Origin of the sequence: Brevundimonas sp., assembly GCF_030704825.1 — a bacterium.
Lineage (GTDB): Bacteria > Pseudomonadota > Alphaproteobacteria > Caulobacterales > Caulobacteraceae > Brevundimonas.
Genome location: NZ_JAUYNX010000015.1, coordinates 31551 through 52234, shown reverse-complemented (window position 1 = coordinate 52234; position 20684 = coordinate 31551). Strand labels below are relative to the sequence as shown.

The window sequence follows — 20684 nt, the reverse complement described above, 5'->3', positions numbered from 1 at the left end:
CCCCAAGGGGGCGGGCGATGGGCCGAACGGAGGCTATTTCGTGTTCGGTACGATTTGTTCGCATCGCGGCGTTCCCGACACAGTGTTCGGCAGGCCGGCTGCTTGCCGGCCCCGGCAAGACTGGTGTTTCCAGACCGGCGGCGTAACCTGATGCTGATGAGCGACGCCGCCGATTTGCAGTCCCAGCCCGGCCCGGTCTTCTTCGACCGGCGCGAACTGGATCTGATCCTTCGCGTCTACGGCCGGATGGTCGCCGCGGCGGAATGGCGCGACTACGCCATGGTCGGGCACAGGGACGTGGCCGAGTTCGCGGTGTTTCGCCGCTCGGGGGACGCGCCGTTGTACCGCATCGAAAAACGCCCGGCCCTTCGCCTGAAGCAGGGGCAGTGGGCGGTGATCGGCGAGGGCGGCCTGGTGCTGCGCCGGGGCCGCGATCTGGCCCAGGTCCTGCGCGTCTTCGACAGCCGGAAATTCACCATCGTGGAATGAAGAAGGGCCCCGGTTCGCACCGGGGCCCTTCCTGCATTGTCGCGCTTGTGGAGGTTTCTCGCCGAGAACACGGGCGGCGAAACACCCGCGACACCCGTTACATCAGCGCCGGCCGCCGAACAGCATCAGCAGGAACTGGAACATGTTGATGAAGTTGATGTACAGGCTCAGCGCGCCGTAGCTGGTGGCCACGCCCATGGCGTTCCGGTCGCCGCCCAGGGCGTAGTAGGTCATCTTCAGCCGCTGGGTGTCGTAGGCCGTCAGGCCCGCGAAGATCAGCACGCCCAGAACGCTGATGATCAGCTGCATCATCGAGTTCTGAAGGAAGATGTTGACCACCGAGGCGATGATCAGGCCGATCACGCCCATGATCAGGAAGCTGCCGAAGCCGGTCAGGTCCTTTTTGGTCGTGTAGCCGAACAGGCTCAGGGCGCCGAAGGCGGCGGCGGTGATCAGGAAGGTCTGGATCACCGAGGCGCCCGTATAGACCAGCACCACCGTGCCCATCGAGGCGCCGATCAGGGCCACGATCAGCCAGTAGAGGCCGCCGGCCGTCCCGGCGGTCGGGTTCTTCATCACGAAGTTGGAGCCCAGCAGCACCACCAGCGGCGAGAAGGCCACGATCATGCCCAGCAGGGTCATGCCGGTCAGCCGGGTCACGCCGTCGGGGAAGACGGCGGTCGAGAACAGCAGATCCCGCACCGGGGGATAGGATCCGGTCACCCAGGCCAGGGCCGCCGAGACCAGCAGACCCAGGGCGACCTTGTTGTAGACGCCCAGCATGAAGCTGCGCAGGCCCGCGTCCACCGACATGTCGGCGGTGGCGGGGATGGAATGGCTGTTTCTGAAATCGCTCATGGCGAGATCGGTCCTCCGTTGGGCCGGGCGATCCCGGCCTTTGCGCAAATATCGGGGGCGTCCGCCCGTTCCGCAAGGAAAACCGGACTTGGGCGTCGGGTTTCCAACCGCTACCAAGGGTCGCATGATCCGGCTGTTCACCGCCCTGTCCGTTCCCGACGATGTGGCCGAGACGCTCGCCCGCCGTCAAACCGGCCTGCCCGGCGCGAAATGGCGCGGCGCCGAGCAGTTGCACATCACCTTGGCCTTCTACGGCGAGGTCGAGGCGCGTCGCGCCGACGATCTGGCGGTCGAACTGGAGCGGGCCGCGACGGGCGGGCCGTTCGAGATCGCCCTTGCCGGCGTCGGGGCCTTCGGCGAGGGCCATCGCACCCAGGCGCTCTGGGCGGGAGTTGAGCCGAACGAACGCCTGTCGGTACTGGCCGGACGATGCCGCTCGGCGGCCGAGCGCGCCGCCGTCGTCCTCGAACGCCGCGACTATCGGCCCCATCTGACGCTGGCCTATCTGAAGCCTCACGCCAATCCGGACCGGATCGGAGCCTGGATCGCCGGCCACAACCTGCTGCGTTCGCCGCCGATCCGCGTCGACCGCTTCGGCCTGTACTCCAGCGTCCTGACCCACGACGGCAGCCACTACGAACTCGAACGGGAGTACATCCTTTGACCGGACCGGTGCTGGAGACCGAACGCCTGATCCTGCGGCCCATCGCCCTGGAGGATTTCCCGCGCTGGGCCGGGATGATGGCCGACCCCGAGGCGGCGAAATTCCTCGGCGGCGCCCAGCCGGCCGCCGTGGCCTGGCGGGGCTTCATGACCATGGCCGGGGCCTGGAGCCTGACCGGAATCTCCATGTTCTCGCTGGTCGAGCGCGACACCGGCCTGTGGCTGGGCCGGATCGGGCCGTGGCGGCCCGAGGGCTGGCCGGGGACGGAGGTGGGCTGGGGTCTTCATCCCGACGCCCAGGGCAAGGGTTATGGCGTCGAGGCGGCGACGGCGGCGATCGACTACGCCTTCGACGTACTGGGCTGGACCGAGGTCATCCACTGCATCGATCCGGACAACGTCCCGTCGCAACGGCTGGCCGGGCGGGTCGGCTCGCGCAACCTGGGCCCGACGCGGCTGCCGCCGCCGTTCCACGAGCTGACCATCGACCGCTGGGGCCAGAGCCGCGAGGACTGGCGGGCGCGCACGCGCGGCTGAGCCCGACGGGCCCATTGGCGCGTTACAAGGTCAGGCTTTGACCCCGCGTCGCCATCCGCTACGCAAGGTCGGGGAAATCACGAGGGATGGTCGAATGCGGGTTCTTGTTCTGGGCGGCGATGGCTTCTGCGGCTGGCCCACGGCCTTGCACCTGTCCGCGCGTGGCTGGGACGTCTGCGTCGTCGACAACCTGAGCCGCCGCAACATCGACAACGAGCTGGAAGTCCAGTCCCTGACCCCGATCCGCACCATGGGCGAGCGTATCGCCGCGTGGAAGGAGATCAGCGGCCAGACCCTGGACTTCGTCAATATGACCGTGGGCAAGGAGTTCGATCGTCTCGTCGCCCTGATCCGCGACTGGAAGCCCGACAGCGTCGTTCATTTCGCCGAACAGCGCGCCGCCCCCTATTCGATGAAGTCGGCGCGGCACAAATTGTACACGGTCGACAACAACCTGAACGCCACCAACCACCTGCTGGCGGCCATCGTCGAGAGCGGGCTGGACGTGCACCTGACCCACCTGGGGACCATGGGCGTCTATGGCTACACCACCGCCGGGCTGCGCATCCCCGAGGGTTATCTGAAGGTCACGGTCGACACCGACTTCGGCCCGGCCGAGCAGGAGATCCTGTTCCCGCCGAACCCCGGCTCGATCTATCACATGACCAAGACCCAGGACGCCCTGCTGTTCCAGTTCTACGCCCGGAACGACGGGCTGCGGATCACCGACCTGCACCAGGGCATCGTCTGGGGCACCCAGACCGAGGAGACGCGCCGGGACGAGCGGCTGATCAACCGGTTCGACTACGACGGCGACTACGGCACGGTGCTGAACCGCTTCCTGATGCAGGCGGCGGTCGGCTATCCGCTGACCGTTCACGGCACCGGCGGCCAGACGCGGGCCTTCATCCATCTGCAGGATACGGTGCGCTGCGTCGAGCTGGCCCTGGCCCATCCCCCCAAGTCGGGCGAGCGGGTCAAGATCCTGAACCAGATGACCGAGAGCCGGCGGGTCCGCGACCTGGCCGCGATGATCTCCGACATGACGGGCGCCGAGGTGCACAACGTCCCGAATCCGCGCCAGGAAGCCGACGAGAATGAACTGGTCGTGGCCAACGACCAGTTCCGCGACCTCGGCCTGAAGCCGATCACCCTGGCCCAGGGGCTTCTGGACGAGGTCACCGACATCGCCCGCCGCCACGCCGGCCGCGCCGATCTGTCCAAGGTGCCCTGCGTCTCGACGTGGAACAGCAAGCGGGCGCAGGCGGTGCAGACCGAGCCGACCCTGACCGCTCCGCCCAAGGCCCCGGTTCACGCCCGGTCGGCCTGAGTCCCGGCCATGCCGGACGCGTCCGCATCCCTGCTGGTCTTCGGCGGCGGCTGGCTGGGCCGGGCGGCGGCCCGCGAGGCCGTTCGCCGGGGCGGACGCGCCGTCCTGACTAGCCGCGACCCCGGACGCCGCGCGGCCCTGGACGCGGAGGGATTCACGACCGTCGATCCGGCCGACGCGGCGGCGCTGGCCGCGGCGGTCGCCGACGCCTCCGCCATCCTGGTCACCGCGCCGCCGGAAGCGACCGGCTGTCCGGGAGTCAGGGCGTTGCTGCCCGCGATCACGGCGTCCGGGTCCTGGCCCGACTGGATCGGCTACGTCTCGTCCACGGCCGTCTATGGCGACCGCGCCGGCGGCTGGGCCTTTGAGGACAGCGAGCTGAACGCCGCCAGTCTGGAAGGCGCGCGGCGGGTCCGGGCCGAGCGCGACTGGCTCGACGCCGGACAGGGCATGGGGCTGACCGTGCAGATCTTCCGCCTGCCTGGCCTCTATGGACCCGGCCGCTCGCCCCTGGACCGGCTGCGCGACGGCACGGCGCGGCTGGTGCGCAAGCCGGGCCAGGTGTTCAACCGCGTTCACGTCGATGACGCCGTCTCCGGCCTGTTCGCCTCCATGGCCCGCCCCCGGCCCGGCGCGGCCTACATCCTGTGCGACGACGAGCCGGCCCCGGCGGACGTGGTCATGGAATCGGCCGCGCGCCGCCTCGGCCTCCCGCTCCCGCCCGAGGTCGACCTCGACGATCCCTCGGTGTCCGACGCGATGCGGCGCTTCTATCTCGACTCCAAGCGGCTCTCGAACGCCCGCGCCAAGGCCGAGCTGGGCTGGCGGCCGCTCTATCCGACCTGGCGCGAGGGGCTGGAGGCGATGATCGGCGACGCCAGTACATAGGCGACCTCGGCTCGATACATTTCGGCCAGGACGTCGTCGACATCGGCCCCGCGACAAGGCCGACATGCGGGACAAGGTCCGTTTGGCCGCCGCAGATGCCGGACAGACGCCCGCCGATGTCCGGAAACGCCCCGCCTCCGACCCCTCTCGCCGACGGTCCGGCGTGCTAGATTCGCAGCGGAAGGAGCCAGCCGATGACCGACCACGCCACCCCGAACCTGCCCTCGCGGGACTTCGAACAGACCGCGCGCTTCTACGGCAAGCTCGGCTTCGAACAGGGCTGGCGCGACGGCGGCTGGATGATCCTGATGCGCGGCGGGGTGAAGCTGGAATTCTTCCCGTATCCGGACCTCGATCCGGCGACGAGCTCCTTCAGCGCCTGCCTCCGGCTGGACGACGTCGACGCCTTCCATGCCGTCTGCAAGGCGGCTGGCGTGCCCGAGCGGTCCGGCGGCTCTCCCCGGCTCCAAGCCCCGGCGCTGGAGCATTCGGGCCTGCGGATCGGCTACCTGTTAGACCCGGACGGGACGCTGCTGCGGCTGGTGCAGAACCCGTCGGGTTGACTCCTCCCCGCCGTCATCCTCGGGCTTGACCCGAGGATCAGACGTGGGAGCGGGCTGTGCGTGTGAGACGGCCCGGCGAGCGCGGTCGTGCCCTGTCACCGAGCACCGGACGGTCTGATCCTCCGGGGTCAAGCCCGAGGATGACGAAGAGGCTAGAACGGCAGCAGGTTGCGCTGGCGGCTGTAGGCCATGGTGCCGACGTTGGCGCCGAGGCGCAGGCCGACGCCGGTGCGGATCGGGGCCAGGACGATGCCGTCGGCGCGCTGGTAGTTCACGCCCAGGCCGCCGACCAGATAGGCCGAGCCTTCCACGCCGGGATAGCGGCGGTAGAGCATGTCCGGGTGGAACAGGCCGTACACCAGGGTGAAGACCCGGCTGGCGTTGCCGCCGACGTCCCAGCCGATGGAAATGCCCTGCCAGAACACCTCCTGCGAGGCCGACAGGTCCTTCATGTGCAGGGCGCCGCGGCCATAGCGCAGGCCCACGGCGGCGGCTCCGGAGGCCTCCTCGCCGGCGATGTAGGCGGTCGGGCGGTCGCCCTGTTCGGCGAAGATGCGCTCGATGGCCGCGCCGATGGCCTCGGCGGCGATGCCCAGCTCGCGCGAGCCGGCGGCGATCAGTTCGTCGGCGGTATAGGCCTGGGCCTGCTGGTCGGAAGCGATCGGATAGGCGGGATCGGTCGCCTGGCCGCCGGTGGCGCAGGCAGACAGGCCCGAGACGCCGGCGGTGGCGGCGAGGCCGGAGAGGATCAGTTGGCGGCGGTGCATGACGATGGCTCCGATAGGCGGGACGGGCCGCCCGACTCGCGCGGGCGCTGGGTTTCACCGTCGCCGGTCTTTGAGTCAGCCTTGCGGCGGCGAGGTTAACGAGGGGTTGCCGGGCGTGATCGGGGATGGAGGCTCTTGACTCATTTCGACGATTAGCTAAACGTCACATCATGAGTCAGGTTTTCAAGGCCCTTTCCGATCCGACCCGCCGCCGGGTGCTGCAGCTGCTGCAGAACGGGCCGATGAGCGCGGGGGAACTCAGCGACCGGTTCGACGTCTCCAGGCCGACGATGTCGGCGCATTTCGCGGTGCTGAAGGAAGCCGACCTGGTGCACGCCGAAAAGGCCGGCAAGTCCGTCATCTATCACCTGAAGCTTTCAGTGCTCGAGGAAGCGCTGCTCGGCTTCGTCGATTCGTTCACGCCCGCCGCGGAGACGCCGGGGCCAAAAAAGGAGACTGCGCAATGAACAAGGATCTGATCGGAAGCCTCGCCTGGGCCGGCGGCCTCGTCGCCTTGGGGCTCGGCGCCAGTTTCGCACGGCAGCAGGGCTATATAGACTCCGAGACGACCACCCGGATCGTCCTGGGCGCGACCGGCCTCATGGTCGCCTGGTACGGCAACCGGATGCCCAAGGCCTTCGCCCCCAACGCCTACGCCCGTCAGGCCGCGCGGGTCGGAGGCTGGTCCATGGCCCTGAGCGGGCTTGTCTATGCCGGGCTGTGGGCGTTCGCCCCGACCTCGGTCGCGCTGATCGGAGGATGCGGCGCGGTGCTGGCGGGAATGGCGGTGACGCTTGGCTACTGCCTGTCCCTGCGCGCCAAGGCAAAAGCCGCCTGATAGCCGCCGGGGGTTCGCCCTCCCGGGCGATCGACGGCCGTCAGGGGTTTTCGGGAACCCGCACCGGCGGCTCCGGCAGCTCGACGCCCGCTTGCGGGTCGGGGGCGACCCGTTCCAGCCTGGCCCCGGGTCGCCCGGGCCGGGACTCTTCCGGCGCTGGAACATCTGACCCGGTCGAAGCATCTCCGGCCACGTCGACCGTCGCGCCGGGCGTGTCGGGCGACGGGACCCGCGAGGGCTTTTCCGGGGAACAGGCCACGAGCGCAAGGCCCGCGGCGAGCAGCCCGGCGATCCGGTCCGGTTTCATCGGCGGCGTCCTTCCCGTCCGCAAATGCGACCGCGCGAAGCCGGTTCCCTCGCCGGGTCGACCGCCCGTCGCCGCCCCCGGCCTCAGCCGCGCAGAACGGCCCCGGTCTTGCCAGCCGCCGCGACGACCTTCGCCGACAGGGCCTCGATCTCCGCCTCGGTCAGGGTCGCTTCGCGCGGCTGGATGACCACCTCCAGCGCCACCGACTTCATCCCTTCGGGTATGCCCGCGCCGCGATAGACGTCGAACACCGACACCCCGGCGATCAGCGCCTTGTCGGCGCCGGCGACGGCGCGGACCAGGTCGCCCGCGGCCTTGCTGTCCTCGACCACGAAGGCGAAGTCGCGGGTCAGGGGCATGAGGTTGGCCAGATGAGCCGGCCCCCGCGTTTTGGACTTCGCGCCGCGCGGCTCGGGGACCGCGTCGAGCACGATCTCGAAACCCAGCATCGGGCCGTCGGCGTCCAGCGCCTTGAGCACGCGCGGGTGCAGGGCGCCGAACTCGACCATGACGTTCTTCGGGCCCAGTTGCAGGCGCGCGGACCGTCCGGGATGCCACCAGTCGCGGTTCTGGCCCTGCGCCAGTTGCAGCGAGGCGACGGGCGCGCCCAGCGCCTCCAGCAGGGCCATCAGGTCGCCCTTGAGACCAAACAGGGCGTCCTCTGGGGCGGCGCCCCAGTGGCGGGCGGCGCTCGGCGCGACCAGGCCGGAGATCACGGTGCGCTGGCCGGTCGGGGTGTCGTCCAGATAGATCGGGCCGATCTCGAACAGGGCGGCGTCGGCGTGGCCGCGGGCGGCGTTGCGCGCCGCCGCCTCGATCAGATTGGGCAGGGCCGAGGGCCGCATGCAGTCCAGATCGGCCGCGATCGGGTTTTCGACCAGCAACCGGTCGTCGCCGCCGCCGAACAGGGCCGCCGTCGACTGTTTGGTGAAGGACCAGGTGACCGCCTCGGCGTAGCCCATGGCCGCCAGCGCCCGCCGGCCCAGCCGCACCCGCGCCTGACGCGGGTTGAGCACGCCCCGCGACGGCGCGCCGAGATGAGGCAGGGGGGTGGAGGGCAGGGCGCCGTAGCCCTCGATCCGCGCCACCTCCTCGACCAGGTCGGCGGGTCCTTCGACGTCGCCGCGCCACGACGGCGGGGTCACGGTCCACGGTGTTCCACGCGCGACCTCGAAGCCGAGCCGGGTGAGGATCTCGGCGATCCGGTCGTCGTCCAGCGACAGGCCGGTGAGCGAGGCCACGCGGGCCGGGTCGAAGGCGAAGGGCGCGGGACTGGCGGGCGCCTGCCCGGCTGCCACGACCTCGGACGGTTCGCCGCCGCACAGGTCGAGGATCAGCCGGGTCGCCAGCTCGAGGCCGGGCACGACGAAGGCCGGATCGACGCCGCGCGCGAACCGGTACTGGGCGTCGGAATTCAGCGACAGGGTCCGGCCCGTCTGGGCCGTGACCAGCGGATCAAACCAGGCGCATTCGAGGAAGACGTCCGTGGTCTCGTCCGAGCAGCCGGTGCTCTCGCCGCCCATGACGCCGCCCAGGCCGATCGGTCGCTCGCCGCTCGCATCGGCGATGACGCAGATGGCCGGATCGATGGTGTAGGTCTTGCCGTCGAGGGCGATCAGATGCTCGTGCTCGCCTCCCTCGTGGTTCGGGGTGTCCCGGGCGACCTGCCCGCCGCGCACCACGATCTCGCTCCCGACCAGCTTGGCCGCGTCGTAGACGTGGGCAGGCCGGCAGCGGTCGTAGGCGATCAGATTGGTCACATCGACCAGCCGGCTGATCGAGCGCAGGCCGATGGCCGTCAGCCGCCGCTGCAGCCACTCCGGAGAGGGGCCGTTCCTGACGCCCCGGATCAGCCGGCCGGCGAACACGGGACACATCTCCGGCGCCTCGATCCGGACCGAGATCGGGCAGGGGTACGCTCCCGGGACCGGCAGGACCGACGGCGTCTTCAGCTGGCCCAGGCTCGCCGCCGCCAGGTCGCGGGCGATGCCCGCCACGCCCAGCCAGTCGGGCCGGTTCGGCGTGACCTCGAAATCGATCACCGGCTCGGCGCCGAAGACGCCGGCGGCAGGCGTCCCGACCGTCAGGTCGTCGGCCAGTTCGAGGATGCCGTCGCTGTCGCCGGCCAGCTCCAGTTCCGAGGCCGAGCACAGCATGCCGTGCGAGACCACGCCGCGCACCGGCTTCTCGACCAGGGTCACGCCGAGCCCGGGCACGAAGGCGCCGATGGGAGCATAGATGGTGGTCAGGCCCGCGCGGGCGTTGGGCGCGCCGCAGACGATCTCCTTCGGCCCGTCCACCGTGTCGACCTGGCAGACCCGCAGCCGGTCGGCGTTGGGATGCTGCTCGGCCGAGACGATCCGGGCCACGGTGAAGGGCGCCAGGCTGGCGATGGGGTCGTGGACCTCCTCGACCTCCAGCCCGGCCATGGTCATGGCTCCGGCCACGTCCGCGATTTCCGCCGAGGTGTCGAGATGCTCCTTCAGCCAGGACAGGGTGAATTTCACGAGGTCCTGCCTCCGGGAATGGTCAGAAAACTATCGAGGAAGGCCGGGCTTCCCGTGAAGCCGACCGAGAAGAAGGCGCAGCGGCGAAACACGCAGTTGCGAAAGGCGATGGCGCCGACGACCTTCTGGGGCCCCATCGGACGCAGCAGAAGATTGCGCACGTCGCCGCCGGTGACTCCCATGTCGCAACCGTCGAATTCGCAGCCGTCGACGGCCAGCAGGACGGCCGGTCCCTCGATCCGGCAGGCGATGAAGGTCTTGCCCTCGATCATCGGGCTTCCGGCGCTCATGGTCTGCGCGATCAGCTGGGGCAGCCAGATCTGTTCCTGCTCATAGGTCGGGCCGTCGCCGAGCGGGCGCCAGGGCATGTATTGGCCGGGGTCGGTCATCGGCGGCTCAACTCAGACCGCTGGCGGGATTGGGGGCGGCGAAGGCGGAGAAGCCGTAGTGGGCCAGCCAGCGGGTGTCGGCCTCGAACATCGGGCGCAGGTCCGGGATGCCGTATTTCAGCATGGCCAGGCGGTCGACGCCCATGCCGAAGGCGAAGCCCTGGAATTCGTCCGGATCGATGCCGCAGTTCCGGAGCACGTTCGGATGGACCATGCCGCAGCCCAGGATCTCCATCCAGCTGTCGCCCTGGTTCAGCTTCAGCTCGCCGCCCGAGCGGTCGCAGCGGATGTCCATCTCGGCCGAGGGTTCGGTGAACGGGAAATGGTGCGGACGGAAGCGGGCGTCGACGTCGTCGACCTCGAAGAAACGGGCGACGAAGGTCTCCAGCGTCCACTTCAGATGGCCCATGTGGATGTCGCGATCGATGACCAGCCCTTCGACCTGGTGGAACATCGGGGTGTGGGTGGCGTCGGAATCCTTCCGGAAGGTCCGGCCCGGGGCGATGATCCGGATCGGCGGCTTCTGCGTCATCATGGTCCGCACCTGCACCGGGCTGGTGTGGGTGCGCAGCACCTTGCGCTCGCCGGTCTCCGGGTCGGGCTTGAGGAAGAAGGTGTCGTGCATCTCCCGCGCCGGATGTTTGGGCGGGAAGTTCAGGGCGGTGAAATTGTGGAAGTCGTCCTCGATGTCCGGCCCTTCGGCGACGGCGAAACCCATCTCGGCGAACAGGGCGATCATCTCGTCCATCACCTGCATGGTCGGGTGCACCGAGCCGGCGCGGCGCGGGCGGGACGGCAGGGTCAGGTCGACGTGCTCGGCCTTGAGGCGGGCGTCCAGCTCGGCGCCTTCCAGTTCCGCCTTGCGGGCCGCCAGCGCCGCCGACACCCGGTCGCGCAGGCCGTTGATCATCGGCCCCTGCTCGCGGCGCTCGTCCGGCGACAGGGCGCCCATGCCCTTGAGCAGGCCGGAGATGGAGCCGGACTTGCCGAGGGCGGCGACGCGCAGCTCCTCGACCGCCGCGGCGGTCTCCGACGAGCCGATGGCGTTGATCAGGTCGAGTTCGAGCTGGGCGAGGCCCGGGTCAGGATTTGGCATGGTCGCAGTCGTCTAGCGGCCCGCGCGCGGTTCGTCATCCCGTGCCGTGCTTAAGGATGTTCGACAGGGAATTCTGAACCCGGTCCGCCGACCATGGCACCGCACAGGAGTCCCCGCATGCTGGGGTACAGGGGTCGGAGCAACCGCCGGGAATTCATCGGCGCGGCCGCCCTGCTCAGCATCGGTCCGATGGCCTTCTCCATGGCCCTGATTCCGGCCATTCCCGTACTGATGGGCGGCCCGTCGCGCGAGGGCGCGCTCCTGGTGGGCCTGCTTCTCACCCTGTTGGTGCTTCTCGTCGTGGTCGCCTGGTTCTGGGGCTGGACCGCCCTTGTAACGCGCCGGGCGCGCGACATCGGTTGGCCGGCCTGGCTGGGCGTGGCGGTTACCGGCGGGCTGATGGCGCTGGCCGCCGTCACCTCGCCGGCCGTGCTCTACGGCTGGATCGGCGTTCTGGCCGTGCTGCGCGGCGACCTCGCGCGAACCGGGAGACGGAATGAGGCCGAGACGTTTGCCTGAGGGCTAGAGGGCGGCGTAGGCCTCGGCGATCCAGGCCGGCGGCTCCGGCTCCCAGCGGACCGGCCGCCCCTCGCTCAAGGTCCAGCGATGCAGCCATGAGACGCCGTTGGCCCGCACCCAGTCGTCGGCATGGCCGTAGATCGGGTCGGCCAGCGCCTCGTCCAGCGTCACGAAGCGATAGCCGCGATCGAGGTAGAGGGCGTGGATGCGCGGATACCAGTCGCGGTTCAGCGAATTGGCGTGAAGTAAAAGCACCTGGGCCGGCTCGCGACCGCCGGTCAGTTCGGCGCTGTACGGCTCCCAGTGGTCCAGCATCGCCGCCATATAGGCCACGTAGGCATCGCCGATGCGGGCCGACAGCGCTTCGTCGCCCGCCGCCTCGGCCTGGCGATAGACGGCCGCGAACATCCAGTCGCTGTTGTCGATCGTCACCGGCGCGACGGTATAGCCCCGTTCCGCCAGACCGGCGGCGATGGCGGCCTTCTTCTCCGGCGTCTCGCCCGTGAACAGATAGGGGTGGCGGAAGAATCGCAGCGGCCGGCCCCGCGCCGCGAGCGCCGCCCGGCTGACGGGCGCGCCGGCGTCCACATCCGCCAGATACGCCTCGACCGTGGTCCGATGGATGTTGATGTGGCTGAAGGTGTGGTTGCCCATGTCCAGCCCGGCGTCGAGCCAGACGTTGAGCAGGGCGGGCAGCAGGTCGGCGCGGCGTTCGTCGCAGACCTTGCCTTCATTGACGAAGACGGTCGCCCGGGTGTCGAGCGGCCTCAGCATGGCCACGAAATCCTCGGTCAGGGCCATGGCCTGTTCCGGATCGCACAGCACGGCGTCCGGGGCCTGGTAGGGCAGGTCGTCGAAGGTGACGGCGACGGCGCGCGGCCCGGCCGTGGCCGGAGAGGCGAACAGGGCGGCGGCCAGGGCCAGGCCGGCGAGGCGAAGAGCGATCATGGGCGCAGCCTGGCAGCCTCTCCCCCCGGGCCGCAAACGAAAACGCCCGCTCCGGCGACCGGAACGGGCGTTTCGACAGTCTGTGTCCCGCGATCGCCGTCAGGCGGTCTTCAGGGCGTCCCGGACCTTGTCGGCCACGGCCTTGAAGGCGGCCTCGTCGGCGGCCATCGCGGCCAGGACCTTGCGGTCCAGCTCGATGCCGGCCTCGCCGAGCCCGTGCATGAACTGCGAATAGGTGAAGCCTTCCAGACGCGCGGCGGCGTTGATGCGCTGGATCCACAGGGCGCGGAACGAGCGCTTCTTGTTGCGGCGGTCGCGGTAGGCGTACTGCCCGGCGCGGTCGACCGCGGCCTTGGCCGTGCGGATGGTGTTCTTGCGGCGGCCGTAGAAACCCTTGGCCTGCTTGAGAACCTTCTTGTGTCTGGCGTGGGAAACTACGCCGCGTTTGACGCGAGCCATGTCGCTATCCTTTCAAATTCTGGGTGGAGATCAGGTCGAAATGCTGCGCGCCGATCAGGCGTACGGCATGTAGGACTTGATCTTCTTGGCGTCGGCGTCGGCCATGACCGAGGTGCCGCGGTTCTGGCGGATGTATTTGCTGTTGTGGCTGATCAAGCGGTGCCGCTTGCCCGCCACGCCGGCTTTCACCTTGCCAGTCGCCGTGAATTTGAAGCGCTTCTTGGCGCCCGACTTCGTCTTGAGTTTCGGCATTTTCACTCTCTGTTTGAGTGGGTTGCCGCTTCTTCCGGCCTTTGGAGCCGTCGGATTGGAAACCCTGATGAGAACCGCCCAGGCATGCCTGTTAGCCCGGCGGTTCGGTACGCGAAGGCGCGGCTTCTAGGCCAGCCGGCGCGGGAAAGCAAGGGCGGCGCTACTCGGCGACGGCGGGGACCGGCGCGGCCTGTCGCCGTTTGAAGGCCCGGCCGGCGTTGATCGCCATCACCGCCGCGGGAATCGTCAGGGCCGCGCCGATCAGGAAGGGCCAGTCGTGGCCGACCTGCGAGAAGATGGCTCCGGCGATCATGGGGCCGAAGATCCGTGCGATCGAGCTGGAGGCCATGTTCAGCCCCAGCATGGCGCCCTGGCGGTCGGGGTCGACGGAGCGCGAGATCAGGGCCGAGATGTTGGGCATGGTCACAGCCATGCCGAAGGCGCCGGCCGCCATGATCACCGGCACCAGCCAGTCGGCGTCGGGCAGCAGGCGGCTGGCGACCACCTGGCCCGCCAGGCCGGCGCCGAAGACCAGGCAGCCGACGGCGAGAACCCGCGCCTCGCCGAAGCGCCGGGCCAGCCGTCCGGCCAGAAAGCCCTGACAGATGACCGAGACAATCCCCACGGCCATGAAGCACAGGCCGACCTCGCGCGCGGTCCAGCCGTAGCGCGCCTCGGTCCAGAAGCCGAAGGTCGACTCCATGCCGGAGAAGCCCGCCATATAGATCAGGGTTACCAGCAGCACGCGCGACACCACCGGGTTGGATACGGCGTCATGCACCCCGCCGAGGAAGGGCGGGCGGGCCACGGCGGGGTCCGCCTTGACCCGGCTCTCCTTCAGCAGGACGGCGACGCCGACGGCGGCCAGGACGCAGAGGCCGGAGGCGGTGAAGATCGGCAGCTGGTAGCCCAGCGTCCCCAGATCCGGCCGGGTCAGCAGTCCGCCGATCGCCGGGCCGAAGATGAAGCCGAGGCCGAAGGCGGCGCCGATCAATCCCATCCGGCCGGCGCGCAGTTCCGGCGGGGTCACGTCCGCCACATAGCCTTGGGCGGTCGAGATATTGCCCGCGCCCATGCCCGTGAACAGCCGCACCACGATGGCCAGCCAGATGTTGGGCACGAAGGCGAGGGCCAGATAGCCGGCCGCGTTGCACAGGATGGTGATCATCAGCACCGGCTTGCGACCGATGCGATCCGACAGCCGTCCCCAGAAGGGCTCGGCGACGAACTGGCCCAGCGAATAGGCCGAGAACATCAGCGCCACCTGCCACGGCGGGGCGTCCAGCGTCTGGCCGTAGAAGGGCAGCAACGGAATGACAATGCCGAAGCCGACGAGGTTGATGAAGACCACCCCGAACAGGACGAACAGCGCCGATCGCGACGGGGGCTGGGGGGAGGAGGCTGACGTCACGGGGCGTTACTCTGGCGGGAGGCGGCCCCTGTGTCAGTCAGATCGCGCGGGGGCGCAAGGCGCGGTCTTCTCCCATCGTCGCCTGTCAGTCCGCCCGGCCCGCCGGATTGTTCGCCTCGAGGAAACGAACCGTCTCGACCAGCATCTGCCGGCGCGTCGCGGACCGCGACAGCCAATGATCCTCGCCCGGCAACTCCACGAACTCGACAGGCTTGCCGGCCCGACGCAGGGCCTCGGCCATGACCCGGCTCTGTTCGATGGGCACCACCGTATCGTCCCTGCCGTGGATCAACAGCAGGGGGCTGTCGACCGAGGCAGCGAGCCAGGCCGGGGACAGGGCGTCCAGGGACCGGTCATTGAGGCGCGCCGCCCCCATGAACCGGTTCCAGTACCGGACGGTCTGATTGTTCTTGTGGCGCGATTGCTCCGCCTCCCAGTTGACCATGCGGCGCAGGTCCGACACGCCGCCGACTGATACGCCGCAACGATAGACGTCGCTGTCGAGGGTCAGACCCGCCATCGCCGCATAGCCGCCGTAGCTGGCGCCGACGATGCAGACACGGGCGGGGTCGATGACGCCTTCAGCGGCCAGCCAGCGGACGCCGTCGGACAGGTCAGTCTGCATCTTGCGGCCCCATTCGCCATACCCCGCCTCGAGGAAGGCGCGGCCGTAGCCGGTCGAACCCCGGAAATTGGCCTGCAGCACCGCATAGCCCCGCGAGGCCAGCGCCTGGGCCCACCAGTCGAACCCCGCTACGTCCCGGGCCGCCGGCCCTCCGTGCGCCAGGACCACCAGCGGCAGACCTGAAGGTTCGGACACCCCCGGCGGCAGGGTCAGGTGGCCGGAAATGTCCAAACCGTCCCCGGCGGCGTAGTGGATGGACCGCACCGCGCCCACCTGTTCGGGCGCGATGGCCGGATAGGCGTCCGCCACTATGTCGGCGGCGCCGCGACCGAAATCGACCAACTGATACTGGCCCGCGTCGCCCGTGTCGGTGAAGACGACGACCTGGCTCAACGCATCGTTCCACGACACCAGTTGCGGGGCCTTGCCCCTGAAGGCCCGCTCGACGGACTGCCACCGCCGCGCGGCCTGTGGATCCAGAAACTCGTACCGGACGCCGGCCTCGTCATTGCGGCCGCCGCCGATCAGCAGGCGGGTCTGCGGGTGATGCACCAGGAAGTCCGGGTCGCGCCCGAACGGCAGGCGGCTCCACTCGCCGGTGTCCACATTGACCTCGAACACGCCGTCGGCGTCCCCTGCATCGGCGTCCCCTGCATCGGCGTCCCCGGACGCGAGGTCCGGCCGGTCGGCGCTGATGACGATGGTGCGGGGCGCGCGGCCCATGCCGTGGAACGACGGCGTGTCCACGGGCGCATCGACCGTCCAGGCCTCCCGGTGTCCCTGACCCGCGGGCAGGCGCAGCGACCAGCGGCCGGTGCGTTCGTCGTAGCGCGACAGGGCGATGACCTTGCCTTCGCCGTCCAGCACATAGTCGTCGGTCGTGCTGTCCATATAGGCCACCGAGCGACCGCGCCCGGTTGCCGGGTCGACGCGGTGCAGATTGGCCTGGTCATTCGAGACGCTGACGCCGCGCACGAACAGGGCGTCGCCGTCGCTGGTGTTCCGGACCGAGGCCGGCCCGTAGAGCACCGGCAGCACGTCCTGCGTGCGGTCCAGCACCTGGACCACCCTCTGTCTCTCAAGGTCCAGCACCTGGCCGAAGAACAGCTCTGACCGCGGCACCCCGAGCGAGGCGATGTTGCGCGTTTGCGAGGTGACCACCAGGACCCGGCCTTCGCCGATCCAGCGCAGGTCCCGGACCTTGATGACGCTGATATCGCCGACGAAGAGGTCCTCGCGGGTCGCGATCCGGGTGACGATGAGGGAGCGTGTCTCGCCCGTGACCGTGATGCGGGCGATCAGCTCGCCGCTGGGCGACAGCTGGATAAGCTCTATGGCCGGGGTCGCGCCATAGGCCTCAAGCGGCGGGGGCGGGGGTGCCGGGCTCTGGGCCCAGGCCTCCCCATTCGCCAAAGAACAAAGCACGGCGACCGCGAGGGCGCACGCCCTCACCCCTGACTTGAACACGACGCATACTCCCCTTTGCCGGGTATCCTTTTCCATCGCCCTGCGCCCCGGCTGCAAGGGGTCGCGGCCAAAAGAAAAAGCCCCGGCCGTTTCCGGTCGGGGCTTTTCGAAGTCGATGGCGCGCGACCGTTATTTCGGCGCGAGGATCATGATCATCTGGCGGCCTTCCATGCGCGGCGCGTACTCGACCTTGGCGATTTCCTCGAAATCGGCCTGGACCTTGTTGAGCAGCTTCATGCCCAGTTCGGGGTGAGCCATTTCGCGGCCGCGGAAGCGCAGCGTCACCTTGACCTTGTCGCCCTCGTCGAAGAAGCGGTGCATGGCCTTGGCCTTCACCTCATAGTCGTGGACGTCGATGTTCGGGCGGAGCTTGATCTCTTTCAGCTCGACGACCTTCTGGCGCTTGCGCGCCTCGGCCTTCTTCTTCTGCTCCTGGAAGCGGAATTTGCCGTAGTCGAGGATCTTGCAGACCGGCGGTTCGGACGTCGAGACGATCTGAACCAGATCCATGCCGGCCTCTTCGGCCGCTTCCAGCGCGGCGGACGTCGGCATGACGCCTTGTTTCTCGCCGTTCTGATCGATCAGCAGAACGCGCGGCGCGCGGATTTCGTGGTTCATGGGCGGCCCGTCCTTGACGGGCGGCTGGTTCATCGGACGGCGAATGGGCGTCGGTTCCTTGCGTGGTCGAAAAGGCGGGTGTCTGACGAGGTGAAGCGCGCGGCGGCTCGCCGCCGCTCCCCTCAAGCGGCCCTATATGACCGCGAACGCCCGTCTCTTCAAGGTTCGCCCGGAGCGGGCGCGTCGATGAAGGCCTCGTGCAGCTCGATAACGGCCTGAAAGACACGCTGGGTCGTCAGCGCCTCGATCGGCGCGAACTCTCCGCGCGTCTCGTTGGAAGCCGCGGTGCGGGTCCGGGGGCCCCACGGTCCGTACAGCCACCATTCGGTCGGTCCGAACAGACCCAGGGTGGGCCGGCCCGCCGCCGCCGCCACATGCATCAGTCCGGAATCGTTGCCGACGAACAGGGCCGCGCGATCGATCGCCGCCGCCGAGGCGAGGATGTCGCCCTTGCCGACGAAATCGACGCCGCGTTCGCCGGCGGCGGCCAGGGCGGGCGCGGCGGGCGGATGGTCCCCGGGGCCGCCGACCAGCATGAACCTCCAGCCCTCGAAGCGCGGCTCCGCCTTCAGCTTCTCCACCAGTTCCCCCCAGCGGTCGGCGGGCCAGCTCTTGCCCGGCTGGTGCGCGATCGGGGCCAGGGCGAGGATCGGGCCCGCGCCCGGCCCCGCCGCCAGTTGCGGGTCGATCACCGCGGCGGCCTCGGCCCGGGCCTGATCATCGAGGAATATCTCGGGATCCAGCGGGGCCGCCGCGCCCATCAGCCGCGAAACCATCTCGACCTTGCGCACCCCGGTTTCCCACGAGCGATTGTAGATCACGCGCCGCTTCGCCGGAATCAGATAGCCGAGGGCCGAGCCGCGGATGTCGATGACGAGATCCCAGCGGGCTCCAACCACCTGCTTCCACAGGTCCAGCCAGTGACCGGCGAACTTCTTCTTGTCGAGGACGATGACCCGTTCGACGCCCGGCGCGGCGCGGAACAGGGGCGCCGGCGGCCGGCCGCAGGCGACGGTGATCCTCGCCCCCGGGACCTGCCGGCCGATCTCCCGGATCACGCCCGAGGATATGACGCAGTCGCCGATGCGGTTGGAGGTGACGAACAGGACCTTCTTGTCGGACACGCGGTTTCGCCTTCGCTACCCTTGCCGGGGTTCGCTATCAGTCCGCGACCGATTTCGCGAGAGGAAGGGCCATGGCCGACACCATTCAGCGCCTGCGCCGTCCGGATGGCGAGACCCTGGCCTTCCGGCGCGTGGAGGGGACGGGTCCGACCGTGATCTGGATCGGCGGCTTCCGCTCGGACATGGAGGGGACCAAGGCGCTGGCCCTGGACGCCGCCGCGCGCGAGCGCGGCTGGAACTACGTCCGCTACGACCATTTCGCCCATGGCCGGTCGTCCGGCGACTGGCGCAAGGCCGCCATCGGCCGCTGGCGCGAGGACGCCATCGCCCTGGTTGACAGCCTGGAGGGCCCGGTCATTCCGGTCGGTTCGTCCATGGGCGGCTGGATCGCCCTTCTGCTGGCCCTGGCCCGGCCGGACCGCATGGCCGGACTGGTGCTGGTCAATCCGGCCCACGACTTCACGGAACGGCTCATGTGGCCGGGGCTGGCCGACCACGAGCGCCAGGCCATCCTGCGCGACGGAGAGACGCTGATCGTCGAGAAAGGGTCGGGCGAATATGTGCTGACCCGCGCCATGTTCGAGGAGGCGCGCGACTGGCTGCTTCTGGACGGTGCGCTGGATATCCGGACGCCGATCCACATCCTGCAGGGGCGGGCCGACGACGTGGTGCCCTGGCGGCACGCGGCGGCCCTGGTCGAGCGCCTGACGGGCGGCGACGTCCGGCTGGATCTGATCGAGGGCGGCGACCATCGCCTGTCCGGCCCCGCCGATATCGATCGGCTGATCGAAGCCGTTGAACGGACCCGCCGTCAGGCGCTTATATAGCAGACGCATCGCAAGGAGATTCCCATGCGCGCCTTCGCCACCGCGGCTCCGGCCGCCCTGATCCTCGTCCTCGCCGGCTGCGCCTCAACCGGGGCGACCGGCTCCGACAACGACACGGTTCAGCGCCTCGCCGCCGACTGCCGCGCCCGCGGCGGCGTCCTGGTCCCCTCGGGCGAGGCCACCGGCCGGCCCCAGGTCGACAATGCCTGCAGGATCACCGGCGGAGCCTCGCGGCTGACCGACGGCGGCTGAGCCGGACCGGAGTCGGACTAGAGCCGGAGTCGGACTAGAGAAGGGCGGTGATCGCCGCCCGCGCCGCCTCGCCGAGGTCCGGTCGCTTCAGCGCCAGCGCCACATTGGCGCGCAACAGGCCGATCTTGTCGCCGCAGTCGTGGGTCACGCCCTCGTATTCGACTGCCGTGAAGGTCTGGTCCTTCATCAGCCGCGCCATGCCGTCGGTCAGCTGGATCTCGCCGCCCGCGCCGCGCGGCTGGTTTTCCAGAATGCCGAAGATTTCCGGCTGCAGGATGTAGCGTCCCGCGATCGACAGATTGGACGGCGCCTCGCCGCGCGGCGGCTTCTCCACCATCCCCTTCATGCGGATGCGGCGGCCGTCGCGGTTCTCGGGATCGACGATGCCGTATTTGTGCGTCTCGCTCTCCGGCACGGCCTCGACGCCGATGACATTGCCCCCGACCTCGGCGTAGACGTCGGCCAGCTGTTTCAGGGCCCCCGGCTGGGAGTCCACGATCACGTCCGGCAGCAGGACGGCGAACGGCTCGTCGCCGATGATGTCGCGCGCGCACCAGACGGCGTGCCCCAGCCCAAGCGGCTGCATCTGGCGCGTGAAGCTCATCTCGCCCGCCGTGGCCAGTTCGGCGATCATGGCGTCGAGAATCTCGGTCTTGCCCTTGGCCAGCAGCTGGGCTTCCAGCTCGATCTGGTGGTCGAAATAGTCCTCGATGGCGCCCTTGGAGCGGCCGGTGACGAAGACGATGTGCTCGATCCCGGCCTCGCGCGCCTCTTCCACGATATAGCTCAGGATCGGCCGGTCGACGACGTTCAGCAGCTCCTTGGGCGTGGTCTTGGTGCCCGGCAGGACGCGGGTGCCGAGACCGGCGACGGGGAGGACGGCCTTGCGGAGGCGGCGGGCGTGAACGGTCATGGGTTTCCTGGGCGGCGGGGACGGACAGCCTAATGCA

General features: G+C 69.4%; 25 protein-coding genes. 11 read left to right on the top strand and 14 right to left on the bottom strand.

What is annotated here, in order from left to right; translation table 11 throughout:
- Positions 1 to 156: 156 nt before the first annotated feature.
- Positions 157 to 489, top strand: coding sequence for a DUF2794 domain-containing protein (locus Q8Q71_RS08090; protein ID WP_305759073.1), 333 nt, complete (start codon positions 157 to 159; stop codon positions 487 to 489).
- A 102-nt stretch (positions 490 to 591) separates the two neighbouring features.
- On the opposite strand, the gene Q8Q71_RS08085 is transcribed toward Q8Q71_RS08090, so the two are convergent.
- Positions 592 to 1347, bottom strand: a complete 756-nt coding sequence (locus Q8Q71_RS08085; protein WP_305759072.1) for a Bax inhibitor-1/YccA family protein — start codon at positions 1345 to 1347, stop codon at positions 592 to 594.
- Between the two features lie 124 nt (positions 1348 to 1471).
- Here Q8Q71_RS08085 and thpR point away from each other — a divergent pair, with 124 nt between their 5' ends.
- The 5 genes from thpR (at position 1472) to Q8Q71_RS08060 (ending at position 5328) form a co-directional block, all read left to right on the top strand.
- Positions 1472 to 2011 carry an RNA 2',3'-cyclic phosphodiesterase gene (gene thpR / locus Q8Q71_RS08080; protein WP_305759071.1) on the top strand — a complete coding sequence of 180 codons (540 nt, stop codon included), beginning with the start codon at positions 1472 to 1474 and terminating at the stop codon, positions 2009 to 2011.
- Positions 2008 to 2547, top strand: a complete 540-nt coding sequence (locus Q8Q71_RS08075; protein ID WP_305759070.1) for a GNAT family N-acetyltransferase — start codon at positions 2008 to 2010, stop codon at positions 2545 to 2547. Before thpR ends, Q8Q71_RS08075 begins: the two co-directional genes overlap by 4 nt.
- 94 nt (positions 2548 to 2641) lie before the next feature.
- Positions 2642 to 3877 carry an NAD-dependent epimerase/dehydratase family protein gene (locus Q8Q71_RS08070; protein ID WP_305759069.1) on the top strand — a complete coding sequence of 412 codons (1236 nt, stop codon included), beginning with the start codon at positions 2642 to 2644 and terminating at the stop codon, positions 3875 to 3877.
- 9 nt (positions 3878 to 3886) lie between these two features.
- Positions 3887 to 4765, top strand: a complete 879-nt coding sequence (locus Q8Q71_RS08065; protein ID WP_305759068.1) for an NAD-dependent epimerase/dehydratase family protein — start codon at positions 3887 to 3889, stop codon at positions 4763 to 4765.
- 194 nt (positions 4766 to 4959) lie between these two features.
- Positions 4960 to 5328, top strand: a complete 369-nt coding sequence (locus Q8Q71_RS08060) for a bleomycin resistance protein (RefSeq protein WP_305759067.1) — start codon at positions 4960 to 4962, stop codon at positions 5326 to 5328.
- A 152-nt stretch (positions 5329 to 5480) separates the two neighbouring features.
- Here Q8Q71_RS08060 and Q8Q71_RS08055 read toward each other — a convergent pair whose 3' ends face one another.
- The gene (locus Q8Q71_RS08055; protein WP_305759066.1) at positions 5481 to 6095 is read right to left on the bottom strand and encodes an EipA family protein; all 615 of its coding nucleotides are present in this window, start codon (positions 6093 to 6095) and stop codon (positions 5481 to 5483) included.
- Between the two features lie 170 nt (positions 6096 to 6265).
- On the opposite strand from Q8Q71_RS08055, the gene Q8Q71_RS08050 reads away from it, so the two are divergent.
- On the top strand, positions 6266 to 6562 hold the full coding sequence (locus Q8Q71_RS08050; RefSeq protein ID WP_305759065.1) for an autorepressor SdpR family transcription factor: 297 nt from the start codon (positions 6266 to 6268) through the stop codon (positions 6560 to 6562).
- The gene (locus tag Q8Q71_RS08045; RefSeq protein WP_305759064.1) at positions 6559 to 6933 is read left to right on the top strand and encodes an ammonium transporter; all 375 of its coding nucleotides are present in this window, start codon (positions 6559 to 6561) and stop codon (positions 6931 to 6933) included. The genes Q8Q71_RS08050 and Q8Q71_RS08045 overlap by 4 nt, the downstream gene beginning before the upstream one ends.
- Positions 6934 to 6973: 40 nt before the next feature.
- On the opposite strand, the gene Q8Q71_RS08040 is transcribed toward Q8Q71_RS08045, so the two are convergent.
- The 4 genes from Q8Q71_RS08040 to pheS all read right to left on the bottom strand — a co-directional run bounded on the left by Q8Q71_RS08040 (position 6974) and on the right by pheS (position 11232).
- Entirely contained in the window at positions 6974 to 7240 is a 267-nt protein-coding gene (locus tag Q8Q71_RS08040; protein ID WP_305759063.1) for a hypothetical protein, read from the bottom strand.
- Between the two features lie 83 nt (positions 7241 to 7323).
- Positions 7324 to 9747 carry a phenylalanine--tRNA ligase subunit beta gene (gene pheT, locus Q8Q71_RS08035; RefSeq protein ID WP_305759062.1) on the bottom strand — a complete coding sequence of 808 codons (2424 nt, stop codon included), beginning with the start codon at positions 9745 to 9747 and terminating at the stop codon, positions 7324 to 7326.
- A complete protein-coding gene (locus Q8Q71_RS08030) occupies positions 9744 to 10136 on the bottom strand; it encodes a hypothetical protein (protein WP_305759061.1) in 393 nt (130 codons plus the stop codon). Before Q8Q71_RS08030 ends, pheT begins: the two co-directional genes overlap by 4 nt.
- A gap of 7 nt (positions 10137 to 10143) precedes the next feature.
- Positions 10144 to 11232 carry a phenylalanine--tRNA ligase subunit alpha gene (pheS, locus tag Q8Q71_RS08025; RefSeq protein ID WP_305759060.1) on the bottom strand — a complete coding sequence of 363 codons (1089 nt, stop codon included), beginning with the start codon at positions 11230 to 11232 and terminating at the stop codon, positions 10144 to 10146.
- A gap of 117 nt (positions 11233 to 11349) precedes the next feature.
- Between pheS and Q8Q71_RS08020 the strand changes: the two genes are divergently transcribed.
- Positions 11350 to 11751 (top strand): DUF805 domain-containing protein, encoded by a 402-nt coding sequence (locus Q8Q71_RS08020; protein ID WP_305759059.1) that lies wholly within the window; start codon positions 11350 to 11352, stop codon positions 11749 to 11751.
- Between the two features lie 3 nt (positions 11752 to 11754).
- Here the strand turns inward: Q8Q71_RS08020 and Q8Q71_RS08015 are convergent, their stop codons facing one another.
- The 7 genes from Q8Q71_RS08015 to Q8Q71_RS07985 form a co-directional block, all read right to left on the bottom strand.
- Positions 11755 to 12699 (bottom strand): polysaccharide deacetylase family protein, encoded by a 945-nt coding sequence (locus tag Q8Q71_RS08015; protein ID WP_305759058.1) that lies wholly within the window; start codon positions 12697 to 12699, stop codon positions 11755 to 11757.
- 99 nt (positions 12700 to 12798) lie between these two features.
- Positions 12799 to 13158 (bottom strand): 50S ribosomal protein L20, encoded by a 360-nt coding sequence (rplT, locus tag Q8Q71_RS08010; protein ID WP_305759057.1) that lies wholly within the window; start codon positions 13156 to 13158, stop codon positions 12799 to 12801.
- A 54-nt stretch (positions 13159 to 13212) separates the two neighbouring features.
- Positions 13213 to 13410 carry a 50S ribosomal protein L35 gene (gene rpmI / locus Q8Q71_RS08005; protein ID WP_003166435.1) on the bottom strand — a complete coding sequence of 66 codons (198 nt, stop codon included), beginning with the start codon at positions 13408 to 13410 and terminating at the stop codon, positions 13213 to 13215.
- A 160-nt stretch (positions 13411 to 13570) separates the two neighbouring features.
- Positions 13571 to 14821, bottom strand: coding sequence for an MFS transporter (locus Q8Q71_RS08000; protein ID WP_305759056.1), 1251 nt, complete (start codon positions 14819 to 14821; stop codon positions 13571 to 13573).
- Between the two features lie 85 nt (positions 14822 to 14906).
- The gene (locus Q8Q71_RS07995; RefSeq protein ID WP_305759055.1) at positions 14907 to 16913 is read right to left on the bottom strand and encodes a S9 family peptidase; all 2007 of its coding nucleotides are present in this window, start codon (positions 16911 to 16913) and stop codon (positions 14907 to 14909) included.
- Between the two features lie 129 nt (positions 16914 to 17042).
- Positions 17043 to 17564, bottom strand: a complete 522-nt coding sequence (gene infC / locus Q8Q71_RS07990; protein ID WP_305759054.1) for a translation initiation factor IF-3 — start codon at positions 17562 to 17564, stop codon at positions 17043 to 17045.
- A 125-nt stretch (positions 17565 to 17689) separates the two neighbouring features.
- The gene (locus tag Q8Q71_RS07985; RefSeq protein WP_305759053.1) at positions 17690 to 18655 is read right to left on the bottom strand and encodes a glycosyltransferase family 9 protein; all 966 of its coding nucleotides are present in this window, start codon (positions 18653 to 18655) and stop codon (positions 17690 to 17692) included.
- A 71-nt stretch (positions 18656 to 18726) separates the two neighbouring features.
- Here Q8Q71_RS07985 and Q8Q71_RS07980 point away from each other — a divergent pair, with 71 nt between their 5' ends.
- Entirely contained in the window at positions 18727 to 19482 is a 756-nt protein-coding gene (locus Q8Q71_RS07980; protein ID WP_305759052.1) for an alpha/beta fold hydrolase, read from the top strand.
- A gap of 24 nt (positions 19483 to 19506) precedes the next feature.
- On the top strand, positions 19507 to 19734 hold the full coding sequence (locus Q8Q71_RS07975; protein ID WP_305759051.1) for a hypothetical protein: 228 nt from the start codon (positions 19507 to 19509) through the stop codon (positions 19732 to 19734).
- Between the two features lie 34 nt (positions 19735 to 19768).
- Here Q8Q71_RS07975 and galU read toward each other — a convergent pair whose 3' ends face one another.
- Positions 19769 to 20647: a UTP--glucose-1-phosphate uridylyltransferase GalU gene (galU, locus tag Q8Q71_RS07970; protein ID WP_305759050.1), complete on the bottom strand. Its 879-nt coding sequence runs from the start codon at positions 20645 to 20647 to the stop codon at positions 19769 to 19771.
- Between the last annotated feature and the right edge of the window lie 37 nt (positions 20648 to 20684).